The sequence below is a fragment of the Micrococcus sp. PSi08 genome, from assembly GCF_054960655.1.
Genome location: NZ_JBHNYP010000001.1, coordinates 28,029 through 53,073 on the forward strand (window position 1 = coordinate 28,029; position 25,045 = coordinate 53,073).

24 protein-coding genes and 1 tRNA gene are annotated in these 25,045 nt (G+C 74.9%); 19 read left to right on the forward strand and 6 right to left on the reverse strand.

Annotated elements, in window-relative coordinates:
* Window positions 1–65: 65 nt before the first annotated feature.
* Window positions 66–149: transfer RNA gene (locus ACFI33_RS00120), tRNA-Leu, on the reverse strand.
* 116 nt (window positions 150–265) lie between these two features.
* Here ACFI33_RS00120 and ACFI33_RS00125 point away from each other — a divergent pair.
* Window positions 266–1,591 carry a M20/M25/M40 family metallo-hydrolase gene (locus tag ACFI33_RS00125; RefSeq protein WP_122054322.1) on the forward strand — a complete coding sequence of 442 codons (1,326 nt, stop codon included), beginning with the start codon at window positions 266–268 and terminating at the stop codon, window positions 1,589–1,591.
* A gap of 52 nt (window positions 1,592–1,643) precedes the next feature.
* Here ACFI33_RS00125 and ACFI33_RS00130 read toward each other — a convergent pair whose 3' ends face one another.
* Window positions 1,644–1,883 (reverse strand): DUF5703 family protein, encoded by a 240-nt coding sequence (locus ACFI33_RS00130; RefSeq protein ID WP_036315193.1) that lies wholly within the window; start codon window positions 1,881–1,883, stop codon window positions 1,644–1,646.
* Between the two features lie 93 nt (window positions 1,884–1,976).
* Between ACFI33_RS00130 and ACFI33_RS00135 the strand changes: the two genes are divergently transcribed.
* The 3 genes from ACFI33_RS00135 to mshC all read left to right on the forward strand — a co-directional run bounded on the left by ACFI33_RS00135 (window position 1,977) and on the right by mshC (window position 4,431).
* Window positions 1,977–2,195, forward strand: coding sequence for a hypothetical protein (locus ACFI33_RS00135; protein ID WP_036315190.1), 219 nt, complete (start codon window positions 1,977–1,979; stop codon window positions 2,193–2,195).
* A gap of 69 nt (window positions 2,196–2,264) precedes the next feature.
* Window positions 2,265–3,098, forward strand: a complete 834-nt coding sequence (locus ACFI33_RS00140; RefSeq protein WP_036315183.1) for an undecaprenyl-diphosphate phosphatase — start codon at window positions 2,265–2,267, stop codon at window positions 3,096–3,098.
* A 64-nt stretch (window positions 3,099–3,162) separates the two neighbouring features.
* The gene (gene mshC, locus ACFI33_RS00145) at window positions 3,163–4,431 is read left to right on the forward strand and encodes a cysteine--1-D-myo-inosityl 2-amino-2-deoxy-alpha-D-glucopyranoside ligase (protein WP_122054324.1); all 1,269 of its coding nucleotides are present in this window, start codon (window positions 3,163–3,165) and stop codon (window positions 4,429–4,431) included.
* A 22-nt stretch (window positions 4,432–4,453) separates the two neighbouring features.
* Here the strand turns inward: mshC and ACFI33_RS00150 are convergent, their stop codons facing one another.
* Window positions 4,454–5,404, reverse strand: coding sequence for a proteasome assembly chaperone family protein (locus tag ACFI33_RS00150; RefSeq protein ID WP_052833426.1), 951 nt, complete (start codon window positions 5,402–5,404; stop codon window positions 4,454–4,456).
* 91 nt (window positions 5,405–5,495) lie between these two features.
* Between ACFI33_RS00150 and ACFI33_RS00155 the strand changes: the two genes are divergently transcribed.
* From ACFI33_RS00155 to dop, 5 genes are read left to right on the forward strand one after another with little or no spacing between them, the layout of a single operon-like run.
* Entirely contained in the window at window positions 5,496–6,236 is a 741-nt protein-coding gene (locus ACFI33_RS00155) for an HAD family hydrolase (protein ID WP_122054326.1), read from the forward strand.
* Complete coding sequence (locus tag ACFI33_RS00160) at window positions 6,233–7,360, forward strand: site-2 protease family protein (protein WP_122054328.1); 1,128 nt, start codon at window positions 6,233–6,235, stop codon at window positions 7,358–7,360. The genes ACFI33_RS00155 and ACFI33_RS00160 overlap by 4 nt, the downstream gene beginning before the upstream one ends.
* A 16-nt stretch (window positions 7,361–7,376) precedes the next feature.
* Window positions 7,377–8,441 carry a tRNA (adenine-N1)-methyltransferase gene (locus ACFI33_RS00165; protein ID WP_122054331.1) on the forward strand — a complete coding sequence of 355 codons (1,065 nt, stop codon included), beginning with the start codon at window positions 7,377–7,379 and terminating at the stop codon, window positions 8,439–8,441.
* Window positions 8,442–10,196 carry a proteasome ATPase gene (arc, locus tag ACFI33_RS00170; RefSeq protein ID WP_122054333.1) on the forward strand — a complete coding sequence of 585 codons (1,755 nt, stop codon included), beginning with the start codon at window positions 8,442–8,444 and terminating at the stop codon, window positions 10,194–10,196.
* Complete coding sequence (gene dop, locus ACFI33_RS00175; protein ID WP_122054335.1) at window positions 10,193–11,920, forward strand: depupylase/deamidase Dop; 1,728 nt, start codon at window positions 10,193–10,195, stop codon at window positions 11,918–11,920. Before arc ends, dop begins: the two co-directional genes overlap by 4 nt.
* A 15-nt stretch (window positions 11,921–11,935) precedes the next feature.
* Here dop and ACFI33_RS00180 read toward each other — a convergent pair whose 3' ends face one another.
* Both ACFI33_RS00180 and ACFI33_RS00185 read right to left on the reverse strand, forming a co-directional pair.
* A complete protein-coding gene (locus tag ACFI33_RS00180; RefSeq protein ID WP_073116889.1) occupies window positions 11,936–12,529 on the reverse strand; it encodes a cyclodeaminase/cyclohydrolase family protein in 594 nt (197 codons plus the stop codon).
* Window positions 12,530–12,569: 40 nt separating this feature from the next.
* Window positions 12,570–13,034 (reverse strand): pyrimidine dimer DNA glycosylase/endonuclease V, encoded by a 465-nt coding sequence (locus tag ACFI33_RS00185; protein ID WP_036336875.1) that lies wholly within the window; start codon window positions 13,032–13,034, stop codon window positions 12,570–12,572.
* 124 nt (window positions 13,035–13,158) lie between these two features.
* Here ACFI33_RS00185 and ACFI33_RS00190 point away from each other — a divergent pair, with 124 nt between their 5' ends.
* From ACFI33_RS00190 to ACFI33_RS00235, 10 genes are all read left to right on the forward strand, one after another.
* Window positions 13,159–13,350: a ubiquitin-like protein Pup gene (locus tag ACFI33_RS00190; protein WP_036336876.1), complete on the forward strand. Its 192-nt coding sequence runs from the start codon at window positions 13,159–13,161 to the stop codon at window positions 13,348–13,350.
* The gene (gene pafA, locus ACFI33_RS00195) at window positions 13,347–14,741 is read left to right on the forward strand and encodes a Pup--protein ligase (protein ID WP_069941584.1); all 1,395 of its coding nucleotides are present in this window, start codon (window positions 13,347–13,349) and stop codon (window positions 14,739–14,741) included. Before ACFI33_RS00190 ends, pafA begins: the two co-directional genes overlap by 4 nt.
* A 37-nt stretch (window positions 14,742–14,778) precedes the next feature.
* Window positions 14,779–15,870: an FKBP-type peptidyl-prolyl cis-trans isomerase gene (locus tag ACFI33_RS00200; protein ID WP_251679514.1), complete on the forward strand. Its 1,092-nt coding sequence runs from the start codon at window positions 14,779–14,781 to the stop codon at window positions 15,868–15,870.
* A 32-nt stretch (window positions 15,871–15,902) separates the two neighbouring features.
* Window positions 15,903–16,298 carry an FKBP-type peptidyl-prolyl cis-trans isomerase gene (locus ACFI33_RS00205; protein WP_010078659.1) on the forward strand — a complete coding sequence of 132 codons (396 nt, stop codon included), beginning with the start codon at window positions 15,903–15,905 and terminating at the stop codon, window positions 16,296–16,298.
* 11 nt (window positions 16,299–16,309) lie between these two features.
* The gene (locus tag ACFI33_RS00210; protein ID WP_396830857.1) at window positions 16,310–18,409 is read left to right on the forward strand and encodes a helix-turn-helix transcriptional regulator; all 2,100 of its coding nucleotides are present in this window, start codon (window positions 16,310–16,312) and stop codon (window positions 18,407–18,409) included.
* A 37-nt stretch (window positions 18,410–18,446) separates the two neighbouring features.
* Window positions 18,447–18,704: a twin-arginine translocase TatA/TatE family subunit gene (locus ACFI33_RS00215; protein WP_002855080.1), complete on the forward strand. Its 258-nt coding sequence runs from the start codon at window positions 18,447–18,449 to the stop codon at window positions 18,702–18,704.
* A 20-nt stretch (window positions 18,705–18,724) separates the two neighbouring features.
* Window positions 18,725–19,582, forward strand: a complete 858-nt coding sequence (gene tatC / locus ACFI33_RS00220; protein WP_070708942.1) for a twin-arginine translocase subunit TatC — start codon at window positions 18,725–18,727, stop codon at window positions 19,580–19,582.
* Window positions 19,583–19,656: 74 nt separating this feature from the next.
* Window positions 19,657–22,647, forward strand: coding sequence for a DEAD/DEAH box helicase (locus ACFI33_RS00225; protein WP_462623636.1), 2,991 nt, complete (start codon window positions 19,657–19,659; stop codon window positions 22,645–22,647).
* A 19-nt stretch (window positions 22,648–22,666) separates the two neighbouring features.
* Window positions 22,667–23,761: a hypothetical protein gene (locus ACFI33_RS00230; protein WP_036336528.1), complete on the forward strand. Its 1,095-nt coding sequence runs from the start codon at window positions 22,667–22,669 to the stop codon at window positions 23,759–23,761.
* A 90-nt stretch (window positions 23,762–23,851) separates the two neighbouring features.
* Window positions 23,852–24,583: a polyprenol monophosphomannose synthase gene (locus ACFI33_RS00235; RefSeq protein WP_036315073.1), complete on the forward strand. Its 732-nt coding sequence runs from the start codon at window positions 23,852–23,854 to the stop codon at window positions 24,581–24,583.
* A gap of 76 nt (window positions 24,584–24,659) precedes the next feature.
* Here ACFI33_RS00235 and ACFI33_RS00240 read toward each other — a convergent pair whose 3' ends face one another.
* Window positions 24,660–25,007 carry an RNA polymerase-binding protein RbpA gene (locus ACFI33_RS00240; protein ID WP_060774975.1) on the reverse strand — a complete coding sequence of 116 codons (348 nt, stop codon included), beginning with the start codon at window positions 25,005–25,007 and terminating at the stop codon, window positions 24,660–24,662.
* Window positions 25,008–25,045 lie beyond the last annotated feature (38 nt).

A 25,045-nucleotide genomic window follows, 5' to 3' on the forward strand; every position in this document is an offset into this window, starting at 1 on the left:
CCCCGGACGGGGGAACACGCAGGGCCCCGGTCGTGACGACCGGGGCCCTGCTGCTCGACGAGCGGTGCGCGAGGGGGGACTTGAACCCCCACGTCCTTGCGGACACAGCGACCTCAACGCTGCGCGTCTACCAATTCCGCCACTCGCGCTCATCGGTGGAACCCTGGGAGAGGCTCCGTCGCCCACCGCGTTCCGGTCCTGTCCGGTCCGTCCCGCTCCGGGCAACTCGAGAAAGATAGCACGGGTTCGGGCTAGGCTCAAAACCATGGTCGAGAACATCGTGAACCCCGCCCGCTCGCGCCCCGAGGACCGCGTCGTGGAGATCTGCCGCGACCTCATCCGGATCGACACGACCAACCGCGGGGGCAACGTCTCCGTCGGTGAGCCCGAGGCCGCGGAGTACTGCGCCCGGCTCATGGCCGAGGCGGGGATGACCCCCCGCTTCTTCGAGTCGGCGCCGGGCCGGGTCTCCGTCGTCGGGCACCTGCCGGGCTGGGATCCGGAGGCGCCGGGGCTCGTCATCCACGGGCACACGGACGTGGTCCCCGCCGAGGCGGACGAGTGGAGCGTGGACCCGTTCGGCGCCGAGCTCAAGGACGGCATGATCTGGGGGCGCGGCGCCGTGGACATGAAGGGCATGGACGCCATGGTGCTCGCGGTGCTGCTGCACCTGGCCCGCACGGGCCGCCGGCCGCGGCGACCCCTGACGGTCGCGTTCTTCGCCGACGAGGAGGCCGGCGGCGTCTACGGCGCACGCTGGGTCGTGGACCATCACCCCGAGGTGTTCGACGGGTGCACCGAGGCGATCTCCGAGGTGGGGGGCTTCTCCACCGAGGTGCACGGCTCGCGCGCCTACCTCGTGCAGACCGCGGAGAAGGGGCTCGCCTGGCTCAACCTCACCGCGGAGGGCGCCCCCGGGCACGGCTCGGCCCCGCACCCGGACAACGCGGTCACCCGGCTGGCCGGCGCCATGACCCGCATCGGCGGGCACGAGTGGCCGCTCGTGTACACCAAGACCACGCGCGCGCTGCTCGAACAGGTGGCCGAGATCATGGGCGTGGACTTCGACGAGACGGACCCGACGCCGCAGCTCGACGCGCTCGGGCAGGCCCGTTCCTGGGTGGCCGGCACCCTGCGCACCTCGTCCAACCCGACGGGGCTGACCGCCGGCTACAAGCACAACGTCATCCCGTCCTCGGCCACCGGCACCGTGGACGTGCGCCTGATCCCCGGGGAGGAGGAGTCCGCCCTCGCCACGATCGCCGAGCTCGCCGGTCCGGACGTGACCATCGCACCCGAGCACCGGGACGTCGCCCTGGAGACCCCCTTCTCCGGGGACCTGGTGGAGCTGATGATCGCCTCGCTGCAGGCGGAGGACTCCGAGGCCCAGGTGCTGCCGTTCATGCTCGGCGGGGGCACGGACAACAAGTCCCTCTCCCGGCTGGGCATCACCGGCTACGGCTTCGCGCCCATGCGCCTGCCCGCCGACCTGGCCTTCACGTCCCTGTTCCACGCCATCGACGAGCGGGTGCCCGTGGACGCGCTCGAGTTCGGCTGCCGGGTGCTCGAGCGGATGCTGGAGCCGCGCTGATCCGGGCCGCGGGCGGCGACGACGGCCGGGGCGGCGTCGTCGCGCCCGCGCCTCAGAGGGTCTGCAGGGTCGAGGCCACGCGCATCACCCGGCGGCGCATCCAATAGCGGCGCGCCCCGTCGCGGTAGTGCACGGAGCGCTGCAGCTCCCATTGGCCGTACTCCGCGTGCTCCACGAGGCGCCGTCGGGCGTCGGCGAGGGACTCGTGGGCGGCGACCGTCATCACCAGGTACTCCCACTTCTGTCCGCGGGAGATCGCGTCGAGGGTCGAGGACATCAGCTGTTCACGCACCCGCCCATCCTGGCAGACGGACTCGGGTCCGGCGGCCGGTCCCGCACGGCCCACCCCTGGCCGCGCCACCGGCCACCGGGTTACCGTTCACCCATGAGCTCTGACGCCCGCATGGCCCTCGAGGCCCTCACCACCGCCCTGAACGAACACCTCGTGGCCGCGCAGAACAAGCGGGGCGAGGACGACCCCGCCGTCGAAGCCGCGTTCTTCGCCGTGGCCGACGCCTTCGAGGCCTACGAGGACGCCCTGTACGCGGACACCGAGGAGGTCACCCCGCTCGACCTCTTCGACGACGAGGACGACGACGACTGACCGTCCTGCTCGTGACGGACCGCACGGCCCCGGGTTCCCACCCGGGGCCGTCGCGTACAGTGACCCTCCGTGACGTGGATCGAAGCCATCATCCTGGGCCTGGTGCAGGGCCTCACGGAGTTCCTGCCCATCTCCTCCTCCGCCCACATCCGCATCGTGGGCGAGTTCCTGCCCTCCGCGACCGACCCGGGGGCGGCCTTCACGGCCATCACGCAGCTCGGCACGGAGCTGGCGGTCCTCATCTACTTCTGGCGCGACATCACCCGCATCATCGGCCGGTGGTGCGCCGCGGTCACGGGGCGGATCCCGCACTCGGACCCCGATGCGCGCATGGGCTGGCTGATCATCGTGGGCTCGATCCCGATCGCGGTCCTGGGCCTGCTGCTGGAGGACTGGATCGACACGGAGTTCCGGTCGCTGTGGATCACGGCGACCATGCTCATCGTGTTCGGCGTCCTGCTCGCCCTGGCGGACCGGCTCGGCCGTCAGACCAAGCCGCTCGAGAAGCTCACCGTGCGGGACGGCGTCCTCTACGGCCTGGCCCAGGCCCTCGCGCTGATCCCGGGCGTCTCGCGCTCCGGCGGCACCATCGCGGCCGGCCTGGCCATGGGCTACACCCGGCCCGCCGCCACCCGCTACGCGTTCCTGCTGGCGGTGCCCGCCGTGTTCGCCTCCGGCCTGTACAAGCTGTACACCTCGCTCACCGATCCCGGCACGCAGGGCCCGTACGGCATGGGGGAGACGCTGGTCGCGACCGCGATCGCCTTCGTGGTGGCCTACGCGGTCATCGCCTGGCTCATGCGCTTCATCAGCACCAACTCGTACCTGCCGTTCGTCTGGTACCGCATCCTCCTGGGCGGCGTCCTGTTCGCCCTGCTGGGCGCGGGCGTCATCAGCGCCTGAGCCCGCTCCCGCCGCCGGGCATGGCGGCCCGGCACCGCCGAACCACCCCGATGTGAGGAGTCCCGTGAAGTCCTGGAGCACCCCCGCCCCGCCCACCGTGCCGAGCCGCCCCGACCGGCTGCGGCTGCACGACACCGCCACGGGACGGACCCGGCATCCGGGCAACGACGCCCAGCGCGCCTCGCTGTACGTCTGCGGGATCACCCCGTACGACGCGACGCACCTCGGCCACGCGAGCACCTACGTGGCCTTCGACCTGCTGCACCGCTACTGGCGCGCGGCCGGTCTCGAGGTCGCCTACGTCCAGAACGTGACCGACGTGGACGACCCCCTGCTCGAGCGGGCCGAGGCGACCGGCGTCGACTGGCGCGCGCTCGCCGAGGAGCAGACCGACCTGTTCCGTGCGGACATGGCCGCCCTCGAGGTGCTCGCCCCGGACCACTACGTCGGCGCGACCGAGGCGGTGGGCCTGGTGGTGGACGCCGTCGAGACGATGCTGGCGGCGGGCCGGGCCTACCGCGTGCCGGGCGGCGACGGCGAGCCCGACGGGGACGTCTACTTCGACGTCCGCGCGGCCCAGTCCGCGACCGACTGGCGCCTCGGACAGGTCTCCGCGATGGGCCTGGACGAGATGGCCGCGGTGTTCCCGGAGCGGGGAGGCGATCCCGACCGCCCCGGCAAGCGAGACCCGCTGGACCCGCTGCTGTGGCGCGTGCACCGCGAGGGCGAGCCGGCCTGGGACGGTCGGTCGCTCGGCTCCGGCCGGCCCGGCTGGCACATCGAGTGCTCCGTGATCTCCCGGGCCCACCTGCCGGCGCCGTTCACGGTGCAGGGCGGCGGCTCCGACCTGCGGTTCCCGCACCACGAGTTCTCCGCCGCGCACGCCACCGCCGTCGACGGCCTGCCGCTCGCGCACACCTACGCGCACACCGGCATGGTGGCCCTGGACGGCGAGAAGATGTCCAAGTCCCTCGGCAACCTCGAACTCGTCTCCCGCCTGCGGGCGCGGGGCATCGAGCCGGTGGCCGTCCGCGCGGCGATCCTCGCGCACCACTACCGGTCGGACTGGGAGTGGTCCGAGCAGGTGCTGGCCGACGCCCAGGCGCGGGTGGCCCGCTGGCGCGCCGCCCTGGACGGACCGCATGCCGCCGCCGGCGTCGCCGTGCTGGACGCGGTCCACGCGGCGCTCTCGGACGACCTCGACGCCCCCCTTGCGCTGGAGGCCCTCGACGCATGGGCGGCCGGCACCCTGCCGGGCCTGGCCGAGGCCGCCGCCGATCCGGTGCCGGTGGTCGACGTCGTGGCGGCGCTGCTGGGTCTGCGCCTGCGCTGACCCCGCCGGGCGGGGCCGGGCGTCAGCGTCCGCCGCGCCCGCGAAGGTAGCGCTCGAACTCCCGCGCGATCGACTCGCCCGAGGCCTCCGGCAGCTGCTGGGTGTCCTGGGCCTCCTCGAGCTGCCGGACGTAGGCGGCGACGTCGGGGTCCTCGGCGGCCAGCTCGTCCACGCCGCGCTGCCATGCCCTCGCGTCGTCCTCCAGCCCGCGCGTGGAGACGCTCACGTGCAGCAGGTCCTCGACCGCCTCGACCAGCCCGAGCAGCGTCTTGGGGGAGGGCGCCTGGGCCACGTAGTGGGGCACCGTCCCCCACAGTGAGAGGCTCGGCAGGCCGCGGCGTGCGGCCTCGTCCGCGATGACGCCGATGATCCCGGTGGGCCCCTCGTAGACCGGACGGTCCGCGCCGACGGCCACCCGCACGTCCACGAGCGGCGAGGTCGGGCGGGCGCGCAGGGGCCGGGTGTGGGGCACGTCCGCCAGCAGCGCGCCCAGCGTCACGACGGCGTCCACGTCACGCGCGTCGGCCGCCGTGAAAAGCTCCTCGAGGAAGGCGCGCCACCGCACGTTCGGCTCCACGCCGACGGCGAGGAGCACACGCACCCCGTCCGGCGGGGCGGCCTCGCCCGCGACGGGCCGGCCCTCCCGGTCCAGGAGCGCCTCGTGCAGGGTGACCGCCGGCCAGTCCAGCGTCCCCAGCCCGTCGGCGTCGCGCCGGACCAGGGGTCGAGTGACCTGGTAGTCGTAGAACTCGCCGTCGCACACCCGTCCCGCGTCCGCCGCGTCCCACTGCTCCCGCAGCGCGCCCAGGGCCCCGGTCGCGGCCTCCCCGGCGTCGTTCCACCCCTCGAAGGCCAGCAACAGGACCGTGGGGGCCCGCCGCCCGGCCTCGAGCGCGTCCACGGTCGCCGTCAGGTGGGTCCGCAACGGGCCCAGGACGTCGTCCGGCTGGTCCTCGGAGGTAGCGTCGGTCATGGCGGCCAGCCTAGACACGGCCCGACGACGGGGCCACGGCCCGCGACCCGCCCCGCACACCCCGGCGGCGGCGCTCGATAGGATGCACTCCATGCCCCGCCACCCCGCGCCCGCCCCGGACGACCGTGCCCGCCGCCTGCCACGCGCCGTCCTGTGGGACATGGACGGCACCCTCGTGGACACGGAGCCCCTGTGGAACGCCGTCCAGCGCCGCCTGGTGGCCGAGCACGGCGGCACCTGGTCGGATGACCTGGCCGCCTCCCTCGTGGGACGCCCCCTCGACGAGGGAGCGCGCCGCCTGCAGGAGGCCGGGCTGGACCTGCCCGTGCAGCGGATCATCGACCTGACGATGGACGAGGTCGTCCAGGGGGTCGTCCGTGGGGTGCCGTGGCGGCCGGGTGCCCGGGAGCTGCTCGTCGCGCTCGCCGAGGCCGGCGTGCCGGGCGCCCTCGTGACGATGTCCCATGCCCCACTGGCCCGCGCACTGGCCGAGCGGGCGCCGGCGGGCACGCTGGACGTCGTCGTCTCGGGGGACATGGTCTCCCGGGGCAAGCCCGACCCGGAGGCGTACCGGCTGGGCCTGCAGCTGCTGGCCGAGCGGACACCGGGGCTGACGGCCGCCGACTGTGTGGCGGTCGAGGACTCCCCGGTGGGCGTCGGCGCGGCCATGGCCGCGGGCCTGCCGACGGTCGGCGTGCCCAGCGTGCTGCCGCTGCCGGCGGGGCTCGCGACCGTCGAGTGGACGACGCTTGCCGGCCGCACGCCGGCCGACCTCGCCGCGGTCCGTCGGATCGCCGCCGCGCGCGGGCCCGGGGCGGACGGGGCCGGATGAGCGGGCCCGCCTCCGTCCGGCTGGGCACGATCGCCGGCGCGCCGGTGCGCCTGTCCTGGTCCTGGCTTCTGATCGCCGCGGTCATCACCCTCGCGTTCGGCCCGCAGATCCAGCGCGCGCTGCCCTTGATCGGCGGCGGCGCCTACGGGGTGGCCCTGGGGTACGCCGTGCTCCTGGCGCTCTCCGTCCTGGTCCACGAGGCCGCCCACGCCCTCACCGGCCGCGCCTTCGGCCAGCGCACCGAGGAGATCGCGCTCACCCTGTGGGGCGGGCACACCCAGTTCCGCAGCCCGTCCGCCCGACCGCTGGACACGGTGCTCACCGCGATGGCCGGCCCCGCCGCGAACCTCGTGCTCGCGGGCCTCGCCCATCTGGCGGCCCGTGCCGTGGCCGGCCCGTCCGTCCTCGCCCTGCTGCTCGAGGTCACGGTGTGGGCCAACCTCCTCCTGGCCGCGTTCAACGCGCTGCCGGGCACCCCGCTCGACGGCGGCCGCATGGTCGAGTCCGCCGTCTGGGCCGCCACCGGCTCCCGGGCCCGTGGCGTCGAGGCGGCCGGCTGGGCCGGGCGCGTCGTCGCGGTGGGCGTCCTCGCGGCGGTGTTCGGCCCCCCGACCCTCGCGGGCCGCGCGCCGGACCTGTTCGTCGTCGTCCTGGCGGCCTGGGTCGCCCTCACGCTGTGGCGGGGCGCGGACGACGCCGTGCGCCACGGGCGCTGGAGCCGCCGGCTGGAGACCCTGCGGCTCGAGCAGGTCGAGGCGCCCGCCATCGCCCTGCCCGAGCACCTCTGCGTCGCCGAGGCCCTGGCCCAGGCGGACGGCGGCCGCCGCGCCGTCGTGGCCGTGGACGGGGCCGGTCGGCCCCGCGGCGTGCTGGACCACACGGCCGCGGCGGGCCTCACCCCGGCGCGCCGCACGACCACCGCCCTGGCCGCGGTCGCCGTCGCCCTGGCTCCGGAGGCCGTCCTCGTCCGCGACGACGTCCCCGCCGCCGGTCCCGACCTGGCCTCCCGCCTGGCCGACCCCCAGACCCCCGTGTGGGTGCTGACCGACGCGCACGGCCTCGTGCGCTCCGTGGTGCCCCGCGAGACGATCCTCGCCGCCGTCGACGCGACGCGGCGTCCCTGAACCGAAGGAGCCCCCCATGACCGAACCCACCGGCGTGAGCGCGCGCCGCGGCCCCCTGCGGGCCGGCCAGCGCGTGCAGATCAAGGACGCGAAGGGCCGCCTCAACACGATCACCCTGCTGCCCGGCGGGGAGTTCCACAGCTACCAGGGCGTGCTGCGGCACGACGACCTGATCGGCGGCTTCGAGGGCGTCGTGGTCGAGAACTCGGCCGGCCAGCCGTACCAGGTGCTGCGCCCCCTGCTGAACGACTTCGTCCTGTCCATGCCCCGCGGCGCCACGGTGGTCTACCCGAAGGACGCGGCGCAGATCGTGCAGCAGGCGGACATCTTCCCGGGCGCCGTCGTGGTCGAGGCCGGCGTGGGCTCCGGCGCCCTGTCCATGTCCCTGCTGCGCGCCGTGGGCGACCACGGTCGCCTGCACTCCTACGAGCGCCGCCCGGAGTTCGCGGACGTCGCCCGGGCCAATGTGGAGGCCTTCTTCGGCGCCGAGCACCCCGCCTGGTCGGTGCACCTCGGCGACGCGCAGGAGGAGATGCCCAAGGTCCACGAGCCGGGCTCCGTGGACCGGGTGGTCCTGGACATGCTGGCCCCCTGGGAATGCCTCGACACCGTCGCCGAGGTCCTGGCCCCCGGCGGTGTGTGGCTGAACTACGTGGCCACCGCCACCCAGCTCTCCCGCGTGGCCGAGGCCATCCGGGACTCGGGCCGCTTCACGCAGGTCGAGGCCAACGAGACCCTCGTGCGCGGCTGGCACCTGGACGGGCTCGCCGTGCGCCCCGACCACCGCATGGTCGCGCACACCGGCTTCCTCCTCACGGCCCGCCGCCTGGCCTCGGGCGAGGAGGCGCTGCGCCTGAAGAAGCGCTCCAAGGTCTCCGAGTTCAAGGCCGAGGACGTCGAGGCCTGGCAGCCGGCCGACGAGGCCCGGTGGACGCCCGAGGCCCTCGGCGAACGGCCGGTCACGGACAAGAAGGCGCGCAAGGCGGCGAAGGAGGCCCGCCTCATGGCCGCGCGGTCACGCGCCGCCGAGCAGGGCGTGGACGCGTACGGTGGGAGGACCCCGACCGGGGAGCAGGACTGAGTGGACGGAGCACCGGTGGACCACCACGCGCAATCAGGCACGGAGCACGCCGAGCAGCGCCTCGCCGAGGCGCGGGAGCTGCTGCGGCAGTCCCAGGCCGAGGCCGAACGGCTGCGGCACCAGCTGCAGTCCGCCCAGCGGCACGCCGCCGGCCTGAGCGAACGCCGTCGGGCCGCCGAGGCCCAGACGCAGACGACCGCCCGCAACAACCGGCGCATGGTCGAGCTGCTCGAGGCCACGCGCGCCGAGATCACGACGCTCAAGGAGAACCTGGACGCCGTCACGCATCCGCCGTTCACCTTCGCCACCCTCGAGGCCGTCCACGCCCCGCGCGATCCCGAGGAGGGCGTGGAGACCGGCGCCGTGGTGCGCGGGGGAGCGGACGTCGTGCAGAACGGCCGACGGCTGCGCGTGACGGTCTCCCCGCTGCTCGACGCCGCCCGCCTCACCCCCGGCGCCCAGGTGCTGCTGGACGAGTCCAGCTCGATCGTCGGCGTCGCCCCGGGCACGGGGTCGGGTCAGCTGCTGCGCGTCAAGGAGGCGCTGCCCGACGGCGGCCTCGTCCTGGCCGGCACGGCGGACGAGGAGCGCGTGGTGCGGCGCGCGCCCGCGCTGGAGGGCGTCGACCTGCGCCACGGGGACGCCGTCACCGTGGACGCCCGCGTCGAATGGGCGCTGCGGCGGGTCGAGCTGTCCGAGGTGGACGAGGTGCTGCTGGAAGAGGTCCCGGACGTCACATTCGAGGACATCGGCGGCCTCGGCCCGCAGATCGACCGGATCCGCGAGGCCGTCGAGATCCCGTTCCTGCACCCCGAGGTCTACCGCGAGCACGGCCTGCGCGCCCCCAAGGGGATCATGCTGTACGGCCCGCCCGGCACCGGCAAGACCATGCTCGCCAAGGCCGTGGCCAACGCCCTCTCGGCCCGCAGCGCGGACGGCGAGCGCTCGTTCTTCCTCAACGTCAAGGGACCCGAGCTGCTGAACAAGTACGTGGGCGAGACCGAGCGGCAGATCCGCGTCATCTTCGACCGGGCCCGCGAGAAGGCCGACGCCGGCTTCCCCGTGGTCATCTTCTTCGACGAGATGGAGTCGCTGTTCCGCACGCGCGGCTCCGGCGTCTCCTCGGACGTGGAGACCACGATCGTCCCGCAGCTGCTCACCGAGATCGACGGCGTCGAGGCCCTCGAGAACGTGATCGTCATCGGTGCCTCGAACCGTGAGGACATGATCGACCCGGCCGTGCTCCGCCCCGGCCGACTGGACGTGAAGATCCGCGTGGACCGTCCCGACGCCGCCGGCGCCGCGGAGATCATGGCCAAGCACCTCACCGCGGACGTGCCCCTGCACGCCGACGACGTCGCCGCGGCCGGCTCCGCGGACGCGGCCCGCGCGACGCTCATCGCCCGGACCGTCGCCGCCCTCTACGACCGCGGCGGAGACACCGCGCTGGCGGAGCTGACGGACGTGTCCGGCACGACCCACGCCCTGCACCTGGCCGACCTCGTCTCGGGCGCCGTGGTGGCCGACGTCGTGGACCGCGCCAAGCGGCACGCGGTGCGCGACTACCTCGCCGCCGGCCAGGCCCCGGCCGCGCTCGGCGTCCGCGAGGGCCACCTGCGCGAGGCCGTGGCCGCGGTGATGGAGGACCAGACGGACCTGCTGGCCACGGTCGCGCCCGCCGAGTGGGCGCGCACCTCCGGCTGGCGCGGTCCTCGGCTGCGCTCGCTGCGCATGGTCCGGGGGGTCGAGGCATGAGCGCGTTCGGCCGCGGGGCCGCGGACGGCTTCGCCCGGGTCGCCGCCGTCGACGTCGGCCCGACCCCCGCCTTCGAGGGCCAGCGCCGGCTGTTCCACGGCGCGGCCGTGCCCCCGAACGGGCGGGACGCCGCCGGCTGGGGCGTGCACCGCGTGATGGGCACGGAGACCGAGTTCGGCATCCACGCGCCGGCCAACCCGGGGGCGCACCACAGCGTGCTCTCGGTCGAGCTCGTGAACGCGTACGCGGACCTGGTCACCCGGTCCGGCTCGGCGGTGGCCGGCACGGAGTGGGACTACACGGGGGAGTCGCCGCTCGTGGACGCCCGCGGCTGGCGGCTGCCGCGTTCGGCGGCGCACCCCTCGCAGCTGACCGACGAGGCGCTCGTGGGCCCGGACGGGGAGCCCGTGCACCTGCTGCTGTCCACCGTGCTGGCCAACGGCGCGCGCTGGTACGTGGACCACGCCCACCCGGAGTACTCGTCGCCGGAGACGACCACCCCGCGGGACGCCATGGTGTGGGACGCCGCCGGGGACCTGGTCGCGCAGGCGGCGGCCGAGCACATCGGCCAGGCCGAGGGCGCCCCGGAGGTGCTGGTCTACAAGAACAACGTGGACGGCAAGGGTCAGTCCTACGGCGCGCACGAGAACTACCTCGTGGCCCGGTCCCTCGACTTCGAGGAGCTCACCGCCGTCCTGCTGCCGTTCTTCGCGGCGCGGCAGGTGCTCGTGGGCGCGGGCCGCGTGGGCCTCGGCCCGGCGGGGGAGCGGCCGGGCTTCCAGCTGTCCCAGCGGGCGGACTACTTCGAGGAGCCCGTGGGCCTGGAGACCACGATCCACCGGCCGATCGTCAACACGCGGGACGAGCCGCACGCCCGCCCCGAGGCCTACCGCAGACTCCACGTGATCATCGGCGACGCGACGCTGAGCCAGCACGCCACGTGGCTGCGGATGGGCATGACCGCGCTCGTCCTCGCGATGGCCGAGGCCGGGACGGCGCCCCGGCTCACCCTGGACGACCCGGTGGCCGCGTTGCAGACGATCAGCCACGACCCGGGTCTGCGGGCCACGGTGCCGCTGCTCGAACGCACCGCGGACGGCCCCGTGCGCCGGCACTGGACCGGGCTGCAGATCCTGCGGTCCTACCTGGACGCGGCCCGCGCCCACTGCGCCGCCTTCGGGGTGACGGATCCGCAGACGCGCGAGGTGCTGGAGGCCTGGGCCATCGACCTCGACGACGCCACCGCGGATCCGCTGTCCCTGAGCGACCGCGCCGATTGGGCGGCCAAGCTGCGCGTCCTCGAGGGCCTGCGGGCCCGCACGGGCGCGGACTGGACCGACCCCCGCCTCGCGATGGTGGACCTGCAGTACGCCGACCTGCGCCCGGCCCGCTCCCTGCACCGCCGCCTCGTGGCCGCCGGCGCCCTCCGGACGCTCGCCGACGAGGCGGAGATCCGTGCCGCCGTCGCCACGCCGCCGCGGGCCACCCGCGCGTGGACCCGCGGCAACCTCGTGGGCCGCCACGGTGACCGCGTGGCCGGCGCCGCGTGGGAGACCCTGCTGCTGCGCGGGGCGGGGGAGCGGGTGCACCGGCTGCACCTGGCCGAGCCGCTGGTCGGCGCCGCCGTCGACCTGCCCGGCTGGTGGGAGGACGCCGCCGCGCCCCGGCCCGACGACGAGGCGCTCGTGGCCACGCTGCCGCCGCTGTTCGGCGCGCGGGCCTGAGGCGAGGGCGGGCGCTCAGCCCGCGACGGCCGCGCGCACGCGGCCCAGCAGGGCGTCCGCCCGCGCGACGAGACGGTCCGCCCGGTCGACGTCGGTGCGCAGGACGCCCTCCAGGCCCTCGTCGCGGAGGGGGCCCAGGTTGGTCTCGAGGGTGACCGCGGCGGCGGTGAGGCCGCCCCGGACGCAGCCGAGCGCCGCACCGACGTCGGAGAGCACGTTCGGGTTCGCCGCGTCCAGCACACGCTCGGCCAGGTCCAGCGCACGCTCGGCGACGTCGACGATCCCGCGGGGCGGCTGGACGGCCTCGGCCAGGGCGGCCTGGATCGCGGCCGAGCGCCGGGCCCGGTCCTCCGGGGTGTCGCGGGGCAGCCCGAACGCCTCGGCCACGGCGCCGAAGCCCCGCTCGTCGCCGTCGGCGAGGCCGAGGCACGCCGCGATCAGGCCCTCCGATGCCCGGGCGTCCTCCTCGGCCGCGCTGAACCGGGCCGCCATGGCCAGCAGTCCGGCGCCCTCGGCGACCGCGAGCGCGCCCGTCGCGCCGCCGCCGGGGGTGGGCTCGCCGGAGGCGAGGCGCCCCAGATAGCTCTCGATGCTCTCGTCGCGGATCATGCCCCCACGGTGCCAGACCGGGCCCGACCGCGGCCCGCCCTCAGGCGCGCTCCCAGGAGGCGACCGGCCCCGGGACGATCGTGAACAGCGGGTGCACGTCGGGGACGGGCGTGTCCGACCACCGTTCGAGCCAGGCGGGGCTGCGCGCGGCCAGCTTGGCGCACAGGTGACGCCACTCCAGGTCGCGCTGGCCCGTGGTGGCCGGGATCGGTGCGAGACCGGCGGGCGGGATGCGCACCGCGCCGTCGGGGGCGGGGCACGGCCGGTCGATCCGGGAGTGGTCGAAGCGATAGCCGCGCGCCGTGGCCTCGGCCTCGAGGCCGGAGAGGAACGCACCGATCGCGCCGGACGGGTCCGGGTGCTCCCGGAACCTCAGCAGCTGCGGGTGGTCCCGATACCCGCGCGTGCGGCCGGCCAGGACGGCCTGCGCGAGCAGGGCCTCGCGCCAGGCGCCCGTCAGGCCCTGACGGTCGAGGTGGCGGGGGTGAAGGGTCCACAGGCGCATGCCCCCATCCTGCCAGCGCGGGGCAACCCGGGGGCGTGGGGCTGAAACGTGGCCCGCGCGTGGGGCAGGATGGGTGGACGCGGACGGAGCACACCGACCCGCGTCGACGCACGAGGAGGCCACCATGTCCCAGGAGCAGATCCGCCCACGCCCGTCCGGCGGCGACGACGAGACCGGCGCCGCGGCGGGCCAGGCGCACGTGAAGCCCGCGGCCCAGGACCAGCGCCTGGACAGCCTGCTGGACGAGATCGACTCGGTGCTGGAGTCCAACGCCGAGGAGTTCGTCAAGGGCTTCGTCCAGAAGGGCGGCCAGTGACCGACGCGGACCGCGCCCGCCGGATCTTCGGCCTGGAGACGGAGTACGGCGTCCAGCACTGGAACCCGCAGGGGCGCCCGCTCAGCCCCGAAGAGGTCGTCCGCTACCTCTTCCGGCCCGTCGTCGAGTGGGGGCGGTCCTCGAACGTGTTCGTGGCCAACGGCTCCCGGCTCTATCTCGACGTCGGCTCCCACCCCGAGTACGCGACCGCCGAGTGCTCGACGCTCGACGAGCTCATCGCCTCGGACGGGGCGGGGGACCTGCTGCTGCACGACCTCGTGGTCCAGGCCGAGGAGCGCATGGCCGCGGACGGGGTCGGCGGCCGGATCCACCTCTACCGCAACAACGCCGACTCCTCGGGCAGCTCCTACGGCTCCCACGAGAACTACCTGCTGCGCCGGCGCACCGAGTACCGGCGGCTCACCGAGGCGCTCGTCCCGTTCCTCGTCTCCCGGCAGATCCTCGTGGGCGCGGGCCGCGTCGTGCCCGCCGGCACGTGGCCCGAGGGCGAGGGCCCGGCCCACTTCGCGTTCTCCCAGCGCGCCGACTTCGTGCAGGACGGCGTGTCCTCCTCCACCACGCGGTCCCGGCCGATCATCAACACGCGGGACGAGCCGCACGCGGACGCCTCCGAGTACCGGCGCCTCCACGTGATCGTGGGGGACACGAACCTCTCCGAGCACACCCACCTGCTGCGCTTCGGCGCCACCGACCTGCTGCTGCGGATGATCGAGGCGGGCTTCCCGCTCGGGGACCGCGTCGTCGCCCACCCCACCCGTGCGGTGCGGCAGATCTCCCACGACCTCACCGGCACGGCCCGCATCGCGCTCCGGGAGGGGGAGGCCTCCGCCCTCGAGCTGCAGGAGCACTACCTCGAGCGGGCCCGCGCCTTCGTCGCCGCGGAGGGTGCCCACCACGACCGGGTGGGGGAGGTCCTCACCCTGTGGGGCGAGGTGCTCGACGCCGTCCGCACCGGTGACCGGTCCCGCATCGAGGACCGCATCGACTGGGCGATCAAGCTGCGCCTGCTGGAGGACTACCGGGCCCGCCACGACCTGGGCTGGGACGCGCCCCGCCTCGCCCAGCTGGACCTGGCCTTCCACGACATCGACCCCGACCGGGGGCTGTTCCGCCTGCTGCTGCGGCGCGGGGCCGTCGCGCGCCTGCTGCCCGAGGACGCCGCCCGGTCCGCCGTGGAGGCCGCCCCGCCCACCACCCGGGCCCGTGTGCGCGCGGACTTCGTGTCCCGCGCCCGGGAGCGCGGCCTGGACTACGCCGTCGACTGGACGACCCTGAAGCTCACCGACCATCCGCTGCACGCGATCGTGACGAAGGACCCGTTCGACACGTCGTCGGCCGCCGTCGACCGGCTGTTCGAGCGGATCGCCTGACAGCGCGCGTCCAGGACGCGCCGTTAGGGTGACCCGCATGAGTTCGTTCGAGACCCCCCAGCCCCCGACGGCCCGCCGCCGTCGCCGCCTGCTGCCGCTGCTGTCCCTCGGCGCCGCGGGCCTGATGCTGGCCACCGCCTGCGCCACCGGCGACGACGGCGCGGACCAGCCCCACAGCGACACCGCGTCGGCCTCCACGTCGGCCGCCCCCGAGCGGGCGGCCGTCGGCGAGGGCCAGGGGGAGCCGGACGCCCTGACGGGTGTCACCTTCACGGAGGGCGACGGCGGGGCGCCGACGGTCGAGATCGACGGGGAGATCGACACCGACCAGCCCACCACGCGCGTGCTGACCGCCGGCGAGGGGGAGCAGGTGCAGGAGGGCGACGTCCTGAAGATGTCGATCGCCGTCGTCGATCCGGCCAGCGGCGAGGTGGTCGCCGAGAACTTCAGCGGCGAACCGGAGGCCGTGCCCGTGGACGACCAGCTCAAGTCCATGAACCCGGAGATCCACGAGATGCTGGTGGGCAGCGGCGCCGGCACGATCGTCGCCGCGTACAGCCCCGAGTACGACGTCTCCGTCCCGCAGACCGAGAGCGCGTCGCCGAGCGCCTCCCCCTCCACCCAGACGCAGCCCGCCCAGCTGTTCGTCTACAAGATCGACGCCATCCTGCCGACGCAGGCCGAGGGCGAGGAGGTGACCGAGCGGGACGAGCGCCTGCCCGACGTCACCGTGGACGAGCAGAGCGGTCGGCCGAGCATCGCGAAGCCCGACGGCGAGGCGCCCCAGGAGCTGGTGGTCCAGCCCCTGATCGAGGGCGAGGGCCACGAGGTCGGGGCGGACGACACCGTGACCGTGCAGTACGAGGGCGTGACGTGGTCCGACGGCGAGGTCTTCGACTCGTCCTGGGAGACGGGCCAGGCGATCACGTTCTCCCTCAACCGGGTCATCGAGGGCTGGAAGGAGGGTCTGGCCGGCCAGAAGGTGGGCTCGCGCGTCCTCCTGTCGATCCCGGCCGAGAAGGCCTACGGTGAGCAGGGCAGCCCGCCGGACATCGGCGAGAACGAGCCCCTGCTGTTCGTGGTGGACATCCTGGACGCCCAGGCGTCCGCCACCCCGTCGGCCAACTGACCCCGTCCACGAGAACCCCAGAGGAGAGCACCGTGTCCTTCGGACAGCGCGACTACGACCGCACCAAGCCCGAGATCGACTTCCCGGGCGAGACCCCGCCCACCGAGCTCGTGGTGGAGGACCTGATCGAGGGCTCCGGCCCGGCCGTCGAGGCCGGCTCCCGCGTGCAGGTCCACTACGTGGGCGTGGCCTGGTCCACCGGCGAGGAGTTCGACGCCTCGTGGAACCGCGGCACCCCGCTGCCCCTGACCGTCGGCGTCGGCCAGGTCATCGCCGGCTGGGACCAGGGCCTGCTCGGCATGAAGGTCGGCGGCCGCCGCCGCCTCGAGATCCCGCCGCACCTGGGCTACGGCGCCCGCGGCGCCGGCTCCGCGATCGGGCCGAACGAGACGCTCATCTTCGTCTGCGACCTCGTCTCGGTCGACTGACCCCGGGCCCCGTGACCCCACCCGCCCCACGGCGCGCCGGCGACGAGGCCGCCGAGCGCATCATCTCGCTGCTGTGGCTGCTGCTCTCGGCGCCGCACGGCCTCGAGCGTGACCGGATCCGACGGCAGGTCGTCGGCTATGAGGGGCTCACGGACACCGCTTTCGAGAAGCTCTTCCAGCGGGACCGCCGCGTGCTGCGCGCCGTGGGGGTCCCGCTGGAGACCCTCGAACCCGCGGGCTTCGACGAGGGCGAGGCGGGGGTGCGGCACCGCGTCGTCCGCGACGCGCTGCTGCTGCGCGACCTCGACCTGACCGTGGACGAGCGCCGCGCCCTCGTGCGGGCGCGGCGCCTGTGGGGCGACTCGCCGCTGCGCGCCGACGTCGTCCGCGCCGTGGGCCTGCTGTTCCAGCCGGCCACCGACCTCACGGGCGATGACGAGCTGGCCGGGTACCACACCCTCATGCCCCGGGCCGACCCCCGGCTCGAGGCCCTCACCCAGGCCGTGGCCGACGAGGCCGTGCTGCGCTTCCCCTACCGCGACGCGCGGGGGCGGGCCACCCGGCGCACCGTGCGGGCCTGGTACCTCACCCTCGTGCGCGGCCGCTGGTACCTCACCGGCTGGGACCTCGACCGCGGCGCCGAGCGCAGCTTCCGGCTCACCCGGATGGAGGGGGAGCCGCGCCGCGTCGAGCGGGCGACGGACGCCCCCGGCCGTCCCGAGGACCACGACCACGCCGGCCTCGTGGCGCGCCTGGCCGGGCAGGCCGACGCCGAGCGGGTCCGGGTGTGGCTCGCGCCCGGCCGGGGTCAGGGCGTCCGCGCGGTCGGTGAGCCCGCCGAGCCCCGGGTCGAGGACGGCGCCGCACCGGGGCCCGACTGGGAGCTCTGGGAGGCCCCCGCCGGGCCGCGCGAGGACGGCCTCGCCGCGGAGATCGGCGGCCTGCTGGGCCGGGCCGTGCCCTCCGCCGCGCACCCGGACCTGACCGACCGCGTCCGCGCGGGCCTGGCCGCCGCGGCGGAGGCCCACGCCGGCCCCGCCGACCCGGCCCTGCTCGAGGTCCCGCTCGCCGCGCCCGTCCGACGTCGCGCCCGCGACTCGAGCGAGGACCTCGTGGGCCGCCTGCTGGACATCGTGGGGCTGGCCAACCGGGCCGGTGGGGTGGACCGGGCGGAGCTGCGCGCCCGCCTCGGCATCACCGACGAGCGCCTCGACGCCGACCTCGAGACGCTGCGCTACTGCGGCATGCCCGAGCGGGACTTCCCCGGCTTCCAGTTCGAGGTGGCGGAGGTCGGTGGCCGCGTCCACGTGGAGCGCGCCGCCGACCTGGCCGGTCCCGTGCGGCTGACGCGCCCCGAGGCGCACAGCCTCGTCGCCGCCCTGCAGACGGTCGCGGACCTGCCGGTGCTGGACGAGGCCGACCGCGAGGCCGCTCGCTCCGCCCAGCGCCGGATCCGCGCCGCGGTCCTGGACGCGGGGGCCCCGGATGCGGACGACGCGGACGACGCCGCCCTCCGGGAGGCCGAGGCGCACACCGCCGGCGAGCCCCCGGTCGCCGTCGCCGCCCACTGGGACGTGGCCGTGGACCCCGCGACGGTGCGCACCCTGCTGGCCGCCGTGGCGGAGCGGGCCGTCGTCCATCTGACCTACCGCTCCGTGCATGCCGATGCCCTCACCGAGCGGGACGTGGAGCCGCTGGCCCTCGTGCAGGACGGGGCGCGCCTCTACCTGCAGGCGTGGTGCCGTCGCGCCGAGGACCACCGGGTGTTCCGGGTGGACCGGATCAGCGCGCCCGCACCCACGGGGGAGACGTTCGCGCCCCGGGCTCGGCCCGCGCGCTGGCGGGTCCATCCCGACGACACTGCGGGGGTGCCGGTGCTGCTGCGCTGGGCCCATCCCGTCCGCGACGCGGCCGCCGGCTACCGCCCGGACGCCCAGGCCGACCTGCCCGACGGCGACCGGCTCACCCGGGTGCATCTGACCGACGCCGCCGTGGCGGCCGCGCTGGTCGGACGCCACGGCGGCGCCGTCGAGGTGCTGGCCCCCGCCGACCTCCGGACGTCCGTGGCGGACGCGCTGGGCGATGCCCTCGCGGCCCTGCCGGCGCGGTAGCCTGGACCCCGGAACCCCATCGAAAGGACCCTTCATCATGGCTGGACTCCAGGGCTGGCAGCTCGTCATCATCATCCTGCTCGCGATCCTGCTCTTCGCGGCGCCGAAGCTGCCCGCGATGGCCCGCAACCTCGGCCAGTCGATGCGCATCTTCTCCTCCGAGGTGAAGCAGATGCGCACCGAGGGCAAGGGCACCACGGACGAGCGCTCCGGCGCCGGCTCCACCGCCGCGGACGAGCCGGTCGAGGGCCGCGTCGTCGAGCGTGACGAGACCGACCCGCGCGACCCGCGCTGAGCCGGAAGGACCCCCACCCGATGACCGAGGTCGACGAGGTCGCCCGCCGCACCCGGCGCCGCCGGAAGCGGCGGGACAACCCCACCGGCGAGATGCCGCTGCGCGAGCACCTCACGGAGCTGCGCAACCGACTGCTGAAGTCGGCGCTCGCCGTCGCGGTCGGCATGGTGATCGGCTTCCTCGTCTACCAGCCGGTCATGGCGGAGCTGTTCCGCCCGGTCAAGGAGATCGCCAGCCAGGGACACACGGCGGCCGTCGCCTATGACACGGTGGCCTCGCCGTTCGACCTCATGCTCAAGGTCAGCATGTTCATCGGGCTCATCCTGTCCAGCCCGGTCTGGCTCTACCAGATCTGGGCATTCATCGTGCCGGGTCTGAAGAAGGCCGAGAAGAAGTACGCCCTGGGCTTCATCGCCGCGGCCGTGCCCCTGTTCATCTTCGGCATCGCGCTGGGGTGGCTCGTGATGCCGCAGGCCGTCCAGTTCTTCGTGGGCTTCACTCCCGAGGGCGGCGCGAACCTCCCGACGGCGTCGGTGTACATCAGCTTCGTCACGCGTCTCTACCTCGCGTTCGGCGTGGCCATGGTCCTGCCGGTGCTGCTGGTGGGACTGAACATGCTCGGCATCCTGCCGGGCCGCACGATCGTCCACCACTGGCGCATCACCGTCTTCGTGATCATGCTGATCGCCGCGATCGCCGCCCCCGGTGCGGACGCCATCTCCATGTTCTACATGGCGATCCCGCTCGTCGTCCTCTTCGGCGTGGCCATCGTCCTGTGTCTGTGGGGCGATCGGCGTCGCGACCGTCGGAAGGGCCAGCGTGAGATGGACGTCGAGGCGGAGCTCGCCGCAGGCCCGAAGCCGCTCGATCAGATCTGAGCGGCGCCCGCCGCAGCCCTCCCGCCCGGACGCACGAGCACGACGGTGTCCGGACCCGCCAGTAGGGTGGGGCCATGGCCCACCATCCCGCGTCCGCGACCCCGCACGACGAACCCGAGCTGAGCCCGGCGGAGCGCTACGCCCGTGCCCGGGCGGCCCGGCACCATGCCGGCTCCGAGCTCGGCCGGTTCGCCGCACGCGTGGGCTTTCCCCTCGACGACTTCCAGCGCCGCGCGTGCGCCGAGGTCGAGGACGGCCACGGCGTCCTCGTCGCGGCGCCCACCGGTGCCGGCAAGACGGTGGTCGGCGAGTTCGCCGTCCACCTGGCCCTGGCCCGCGGCACGAAGGCGTTCTACACCACCCCCATCAAGGCCCTCAGCAACCAGAAGCACGCGGACCTCGCCCGCGTGCACGGCGCGGAGAACGTCGGCCTGCTCACGGGGGACACCTCCGTCAATCCGGACGCGCCCGTCGTCGTGATGACCACCGAGGTGCTGCGCAACATGCTGTACGCGCAGTCGGACACCCTCATCGACCTCGGCTTCGTCGTCATGGACGAGGTCCACTACCTCGCCGACCGGTTTCGGGGACCGGTGTGGGAGGAGGTCATCATCCACCTGCCCGAGCACGTGCAGCTGATCTCCCTGTCCGCCACGGTGTCCAACGCCGAGGAGTTCGGCGCCTGGCTCGACACGGTCCGGGGCGCCACCACCGTGATCGTCTCGGAACACCGGCCGGTGCCGCTGTGGCAGCACATCATGGCCGGGGGCCGGCTCTACGACCTGTTCGCCGAGGACATCGCCTTCGAGGACGCCGCGGACCGGGACGGGGAGGCCCTGCTCAACCCCGAGCTCAAGCGCCTGGGGGAGGAGGCCGAGCGCCGGTTCCAGCGCGCCGACTGGGGGCGCCCCGGGCGGCAGCAGCACCGCGACGGGCGCGGGGGCGGCACGAAGGGGCGGGCCAGGGGCGGCCGGCACACGGGTCGCGACGGCGGCCGGGGCCGGACCGGCTCGTCCGCACTGGACCGGGAGCGGCCGGTCTCTGGTCGGCCGGGCGGTCACGACGGCGGCCCGCGGCGCGGACCGCGGCTGTCCACGTCGCGTCCGGAGATGATCCGGGTCCTCGACCGCGACGGGCTGCTGCCATGCATCACCTTCATCTTCTCCCGGACCGGCTGCGACGCCGCCGTGGAGCAGTGCCTGCGGGCCGGGCTCGACCTCACCACGGCGCGGGAGAAGGCGCTCGTGGCCGAGCGGGTCGAGGAGGCGGCGCGCCTGCTGCCCGTCGAGGACCTGGAGATCCTCGGGTTCTGGGCGTGGCGGGACGGCCTGTCCCGGGGCTTCGCGGCCCACCACGCCGGCATGCTGCCCCCGTTCAAGGAGGCCGTCGAGGACCTGTTCACCGCCGGCGCGCTCAAGGCCGTGTTCGCCACGGAGACCCTCGCCCTCGGCATCAACATGCCGGCCCGCTCCGTGGTGATCGAGAAGCTGGTCAAGTTCAACGGCGAGAACCACGTCGACATCACGCCGGGGGAGTACACCCAGCTGACGGGCCGGGCGGGCCGCCGCGGCATCGACGTCGAGGGCCACGCCGTGGTGATGTGGCGTCCCGGGCTGGACCCGGCCGCCGTCGCGCGCCTGGCCTCGCGCCGCACGTACCCGCTGCGCTCCTCGTTCCGGCCCACCTACAACATGTCCGCGAATCTGCTGGCGCAGGTCGGCGCGGAGCAGGCGCGGGGCATCCTCGAGTCCTCGTTCGCCCAGTTCCAGGCGGACCGCTCCGTGGTGGGCCTGGCCCGCGAGCTCCGTTCGAAGCAGGCCAGCCTCGAGAAGTACGAGGAGGCCATGCAGTGTCACCTCGGCGACTTCGCCGAGTACCTCACCCTGCGCAAGGAGCTCGCGGCCGCGGAGAAGTCCGGCTCGCAGGGACGCCGTCGAGCCCACCTGGCCGCCGTGAAGGACTCGCTCGCGAACCTCGCGGTCGGGGACGTCGTCGAGCTCGATGCCGGCCGCTCACTCGGCCGGGCCGTCGTCGTGTTCCCCGCCGGCAACCCCCAGAATCCGCGCGTCGGCGTCGTCACGGACAAGGCGCAGCTGCGCCGCATCACGGTGGACGACGTCGCCGGGCCGGTCGAGCCGGTGGCAGGCGCCGCCCTGCCCCAGGTGGTGCAGGTGAAGACGCCCGCGCAGCGCAAGGACGTCGCCGCGCTCATGCGCGAGGCCGTGCGCACGGGCCGCCCGCCCGCCGGAGGCCGCAGCACGGCGGGCTTCCGCCTCCGGGAGGACCCGGCCGCGCCCCGGGTCGAGGAGCTGCGCCGGGCGCTGCGCCGCCACCCGTGCCACGGCTGCCAGGACCGCGAGGAGCACGCCCGCTGGGGCGACCGCTGGTGGGCCATGCGGCGGGAGGTCTCCGTCCTGAGGGAGCGCATCGCGGGCCGCACCAACACCATCGCCCGCACGTTCGACCGCGTGGTCGGTCTGCTGCGCGCCTACGGCTACGTGCAGGAGGACGCGCCCTCACCCCGTGCGGCGCTCACGGAGCGCGGCGAGGCCCTGCGCCGGATCTACGGCGAGCGGGACCTGTTCACCTCGCTGGTGCTGCAGGATCCGGCCATGGACGGCCTGACGCCGGAGGAGTGGGCCGCCGTCGCCGCGCTGCTCGTGTACCAGGGCAAGGGGGAGACCGAGCCCGGACTGGTCCCGATGCCGACCCCCCGGCTCGCGCGCGTCGTGGAGGCCGCCGAGCGCATCGAGGAGCGCCTGCGCACGGACGAGGCCCAGGCCCGGCTCGAGCCGACGCCCCGGACGGACCCCGGGCTGGTGGCACCCATGCACCGCTGGGTGCGGGGCGCCACCCTGCGCCGCACCCTTGACGGCGCGGACCTCGCCGCGGGCGACTTCGTCCGCTGGGCGCGGCAGGTCATCGACGTGCTGGGCCAGCTGGCCAACGTCCCCGGGGACACCCGTCGCAGCCGTGCCTGCCGCCGGGCCGCGGACCTCGTCTCCCGCGGCGTCGTGGCCACCTCGCTGCCGGCGGCCTCGGCGCCGCGCGCGGACGAGGACTGACACGGGCTAGGGTGGGCGGGTGAGCGCACACCTGTTGACCCGCGGCATCATCCACTCCACGACGGACCCGTACGCACAGGCGCTGCTGGTCCGGGACGGGATGATCGCCTGGCTCGGCGCGGACGACTCCGCGGACCGCGTGGCCGATCCGGGTGACGAACGGCGGGACCTCGACGGCGCCGTCGTCGTGCCCGTGTTCGTCGAGCCGCTGGCCCGGCCCGCGGACGCGCGTGACGCGCTGAGCCGCGGCACCGCCGTCGTGACGGTCCTGGCCGGGCCCGAGGACACGGGCGCCGCGCCCGCCGACGAGGACATCCAGACGGTCGTCTACCGGCACGCCGACCGCGTGGACGCCGAGGCGGCCGGGGTGTGGCTGCCCGTCAGGACCGACACCGACCCCGCCACGCTCACCGGCCTCCTGACGGCCTCGACCCAGGCGGGGGAGCAGGCCTACCTCGTCCCCGACGGCGGTGCGGACGCCGGGCCCGCCGCCCAGGACGTGGCCCTGACCGCCCTGCGCTCGGTCGCGGAGGAACTCGGCACCGCCGCCCTGGGCCGCGTGCGCCATCGGCTCGTGGTCACCCACTCGGTCACCGCCGAGGACCGCGCCTTCCTGGCCGCCGCCGGGGTCAGCGCCACCGTCGTCCCCGACGCGGACGGCGTGCTGCACGCCCCCGTGGCGAGCCTGCTGGCCGACGCCGTCTCCGTGTGCCTGGGCGCCGGCCCGGCCGGGGACCCGTGGGCCGCCGTCCGGTCGGCGCTGTCCCACCCCGACCCGGACGAGCGCATCTCCGCCCGCTCCGCCTTCGCCGCCGCGACCCGCACCCCGCTGCGCGCGCTGCCCGACGCTCCGGCGGCCGGCCTGTCCGTCGCCCCGCGCCTGAGCGTGTCGGCCCCGGCAGTGTTCGGCGTCTGGGACGCGGACGCGGTCGCTGTGCAGTCGCCGGACGGCCGGGTGGCGGCGTGGAGCACGGACACCCGAGCCGGCACCCCGCTGCTGCCGGCCCTCGACGCCGAGACCGCCCTGCCCCGCTGGCGGGCCACCTGGGTGGACGGCCGGATCGCCGCGGAGGACGTGGCCCGCGACGCGCGCGATGGCGCGACGCCGGCCTGAGACCTCCGCTTCCTATACTCGAACGGATGCGATGGCCCGTCCGACCGGCGGGCCGCCCCCACGACCCCGGCCGGAAGGCGAGAACCGCACATGCGCGTGCTGACCATCATCCCCACGTACAACGAGATCGAGTCGCTGCCGCTGACCCTCGGCCGACTCCGTGACGCCGTCCCGGAGTCCGACGTTCTCGTGGTGGACGACGCCTCCCCGGACGGCACCGGCGACTGGGCCGACGCCCGCGCCGCCGAGGACCCCTCGGTGCACGTGCTGCACCGCACCACCAAGGACGGCCTGGGCGGTGCCTACATCGCCGGGTTCCGCTGGGGCCTGGAACGCGGCTACGACGTCCTGGTCGAGATGGACGCGGACGGCTCGCACCAGCCGGAGCAGCTGCCGCGCCTGCTGGAGGCCGTCCGCACCGCGGACCTGGTGATCGGCTCGCGCCGCGTGCCGGGCGGAAAGATGGTGAACTGGCCGACCTCCCGCAAGATGATCTCGTGGGCCGGCTCCCTGTACCCGCGGATCATGCTCGGCCTCAACCTGACGGACATCACGGCGGGCTACCGCGCCTACCGGGCCGACACGCTCCGTGCGATCGACCTCGACGCGATCGAGTCCAAGGGCTACGGGTTCCAGGTGGACATGACCTTCCGCACGGCCCGCCTCGGCAAGCGGATCGTCGAGGTCCCGATCACGTTCGTGGAACGTGAGCTCGGCGAGTCCAAGATGAGCGGCGGTATCATCGGCGAGGCCGTGGTCAACGTGACCCGGTGGGGCCTGGCCGCGCGCTGGGAGGGCCTGCGCGCCCGCCTCGGCCTCTGAGGCGCACAGCCCCCGAAGGACGACGGGGCCGGATCCATGGCGGATCCGGCCCCGTCGTGCATGGGGGAGCGGCGGGTCAGGCGTCAACCTCCTCGCCGCGGCTGGCGCGCAGCTTGTTGAGCTGGATCTTGTAGGTCTCCTCCAGCTCCTCGAGACTGCGGCGCTCGCGCAGCATGTCCCAGTGGGTGCGCACGGGCTTGCCCTCGGTCTCAGCCGGCTTCTCGCCGCTGACGAGGAACGCCTCCTTGCCGGTCTTCGAGGTCCAGGTCGCCGGCACGTCCGCCTCCACGGAGAAGGTCACGAACACCTGCTCGCCGTCCTCCGTGCGGTACTCCACCCGCTGCCGGGCGGCGGGCTCGACGCCGGCCTCGGACTCCAGGGACTGCGCGCCCAGGCGCATGCCCCGCAGGCTGCGATCGCTCACGTTTCCTCCTCGTCAGGCCGCGCCGAGGCCCGCGCGGG

What these genes read in the sequence shown, in the direction of transcription:
- ACFI33_RS00125 (WP_122054322.1), top strand. Translation starts at nt 266, where the DNA reads ATGGTCGAGAACATCGTGAACCCCGCCCGCTCGCGCCCCGAGGACCGC.
- ACFI33_RS00135 (WP_036315190.1), top strand. Translation starts at nt 1,977, where the DNA reads ATGAGCTCTGACGCCCGCATGGCCCTCGAGGCCCTCACCACCGCCCTG.
- ACFI33_RS00150 (WP_052833426.1), bottom strand. Translation starts at nt 5,404, where the DNA reads ATGACCGACGCTACCTCCGAGGACCAGCCGGACGACGTCCTGGGCCCG.
- ACFI33_RS00155 (WP_122054326.1), top strand. Translation starts at nt 5,496, where the DNA reads ATGCCCCGCCACCCCGCGCCCGCCCCGGACGACCGTGCCCGCCGCCTG.
- ACFI33_RS00160 (WP_122054328.1), top strand. Translation starts at nt 6,233, where the DNA reads ATGAGCGGGCCCGCCTCCGTCCGGCTGGGCACGATCGCCGGCGCGCCG.
- ACFI33_RS00165 (WP_122054331.1), top strand. Translation starts at nt 7,377, where the DNA reads ATGACCGAACCCACCGGCGTGAGCGCGCGCCGCGGCCCCCTGCGGGCC.
- dop (WP_122054335.1), top strand. Translation starts at nt 10,193, where the DNA reads ATGAGCGCGTTCGGCCGCGGGGCCGCGGACGGCTTCGCCCGGGTCGCC.
- ACFI33_RS00180 (WP_073116889.1), bottom strand. Translation starts at nt 12,529, where the DNA reads ATGATCCGCGACGAGAGCATCGAGAGCTATCTGGGGCGCCTCGCCTCC.
- ACFI33_RS00185 (WP_036336875.1), bottom strand. Translation starts at nt 13,034, where the DNA reads ATGCGCCTGTGGACCCTTCACCCCCGCCACCTCGACCGTCAGGGCCTG.
- ACFI33_RS00190 (WP_036336876.1), top strand. Translation starts at nt 13,159, where the DNA reads ATGTCCCAGGAGCAGATCCGCCCACGCCCGTCCGGCGGCGACGACGAG.
- ACFI33_RS00200 (WP_251679514.1), top strand. Translation starts at nt 14,779, where the DNA reads ATGAGTTCGTTCGAGACCCCCCAGCCCCCGACGGCCCGCCGCCGTCGC.
- ACFI33_RS00215 (WP_002855080.1), top strand. Translation starts at nt 18,447, where the DNA reads ATGGCTGGACTCCAGGGCTGGCAGCTCGTCATCATCATCCTGCTCGCG.
- tatC (WP_070708942.1), top strand. Translation starts at nt 18,725, where the DNA reads ATGACCGAGGTCGACGAGGTCGCCCGCCGCACCCGGCGCCGCCGGAAG.
- ACFI33_RS00225 (WP_462623636.1), top strand. Translation starts at nt 19,657, where the DNA reads ATGGCCCACCATCCCGCGTCCGCGACCCCGCACGACGAACCCGAGCTG.
- ACFI33_RS00235 (WP_036315073.1), top strand. Translation starts at nt 23,852, where the DNA reads ATGCGCGTGCTGACCATCATCCCCACGTACAACGAGATCGAGTCGCTG.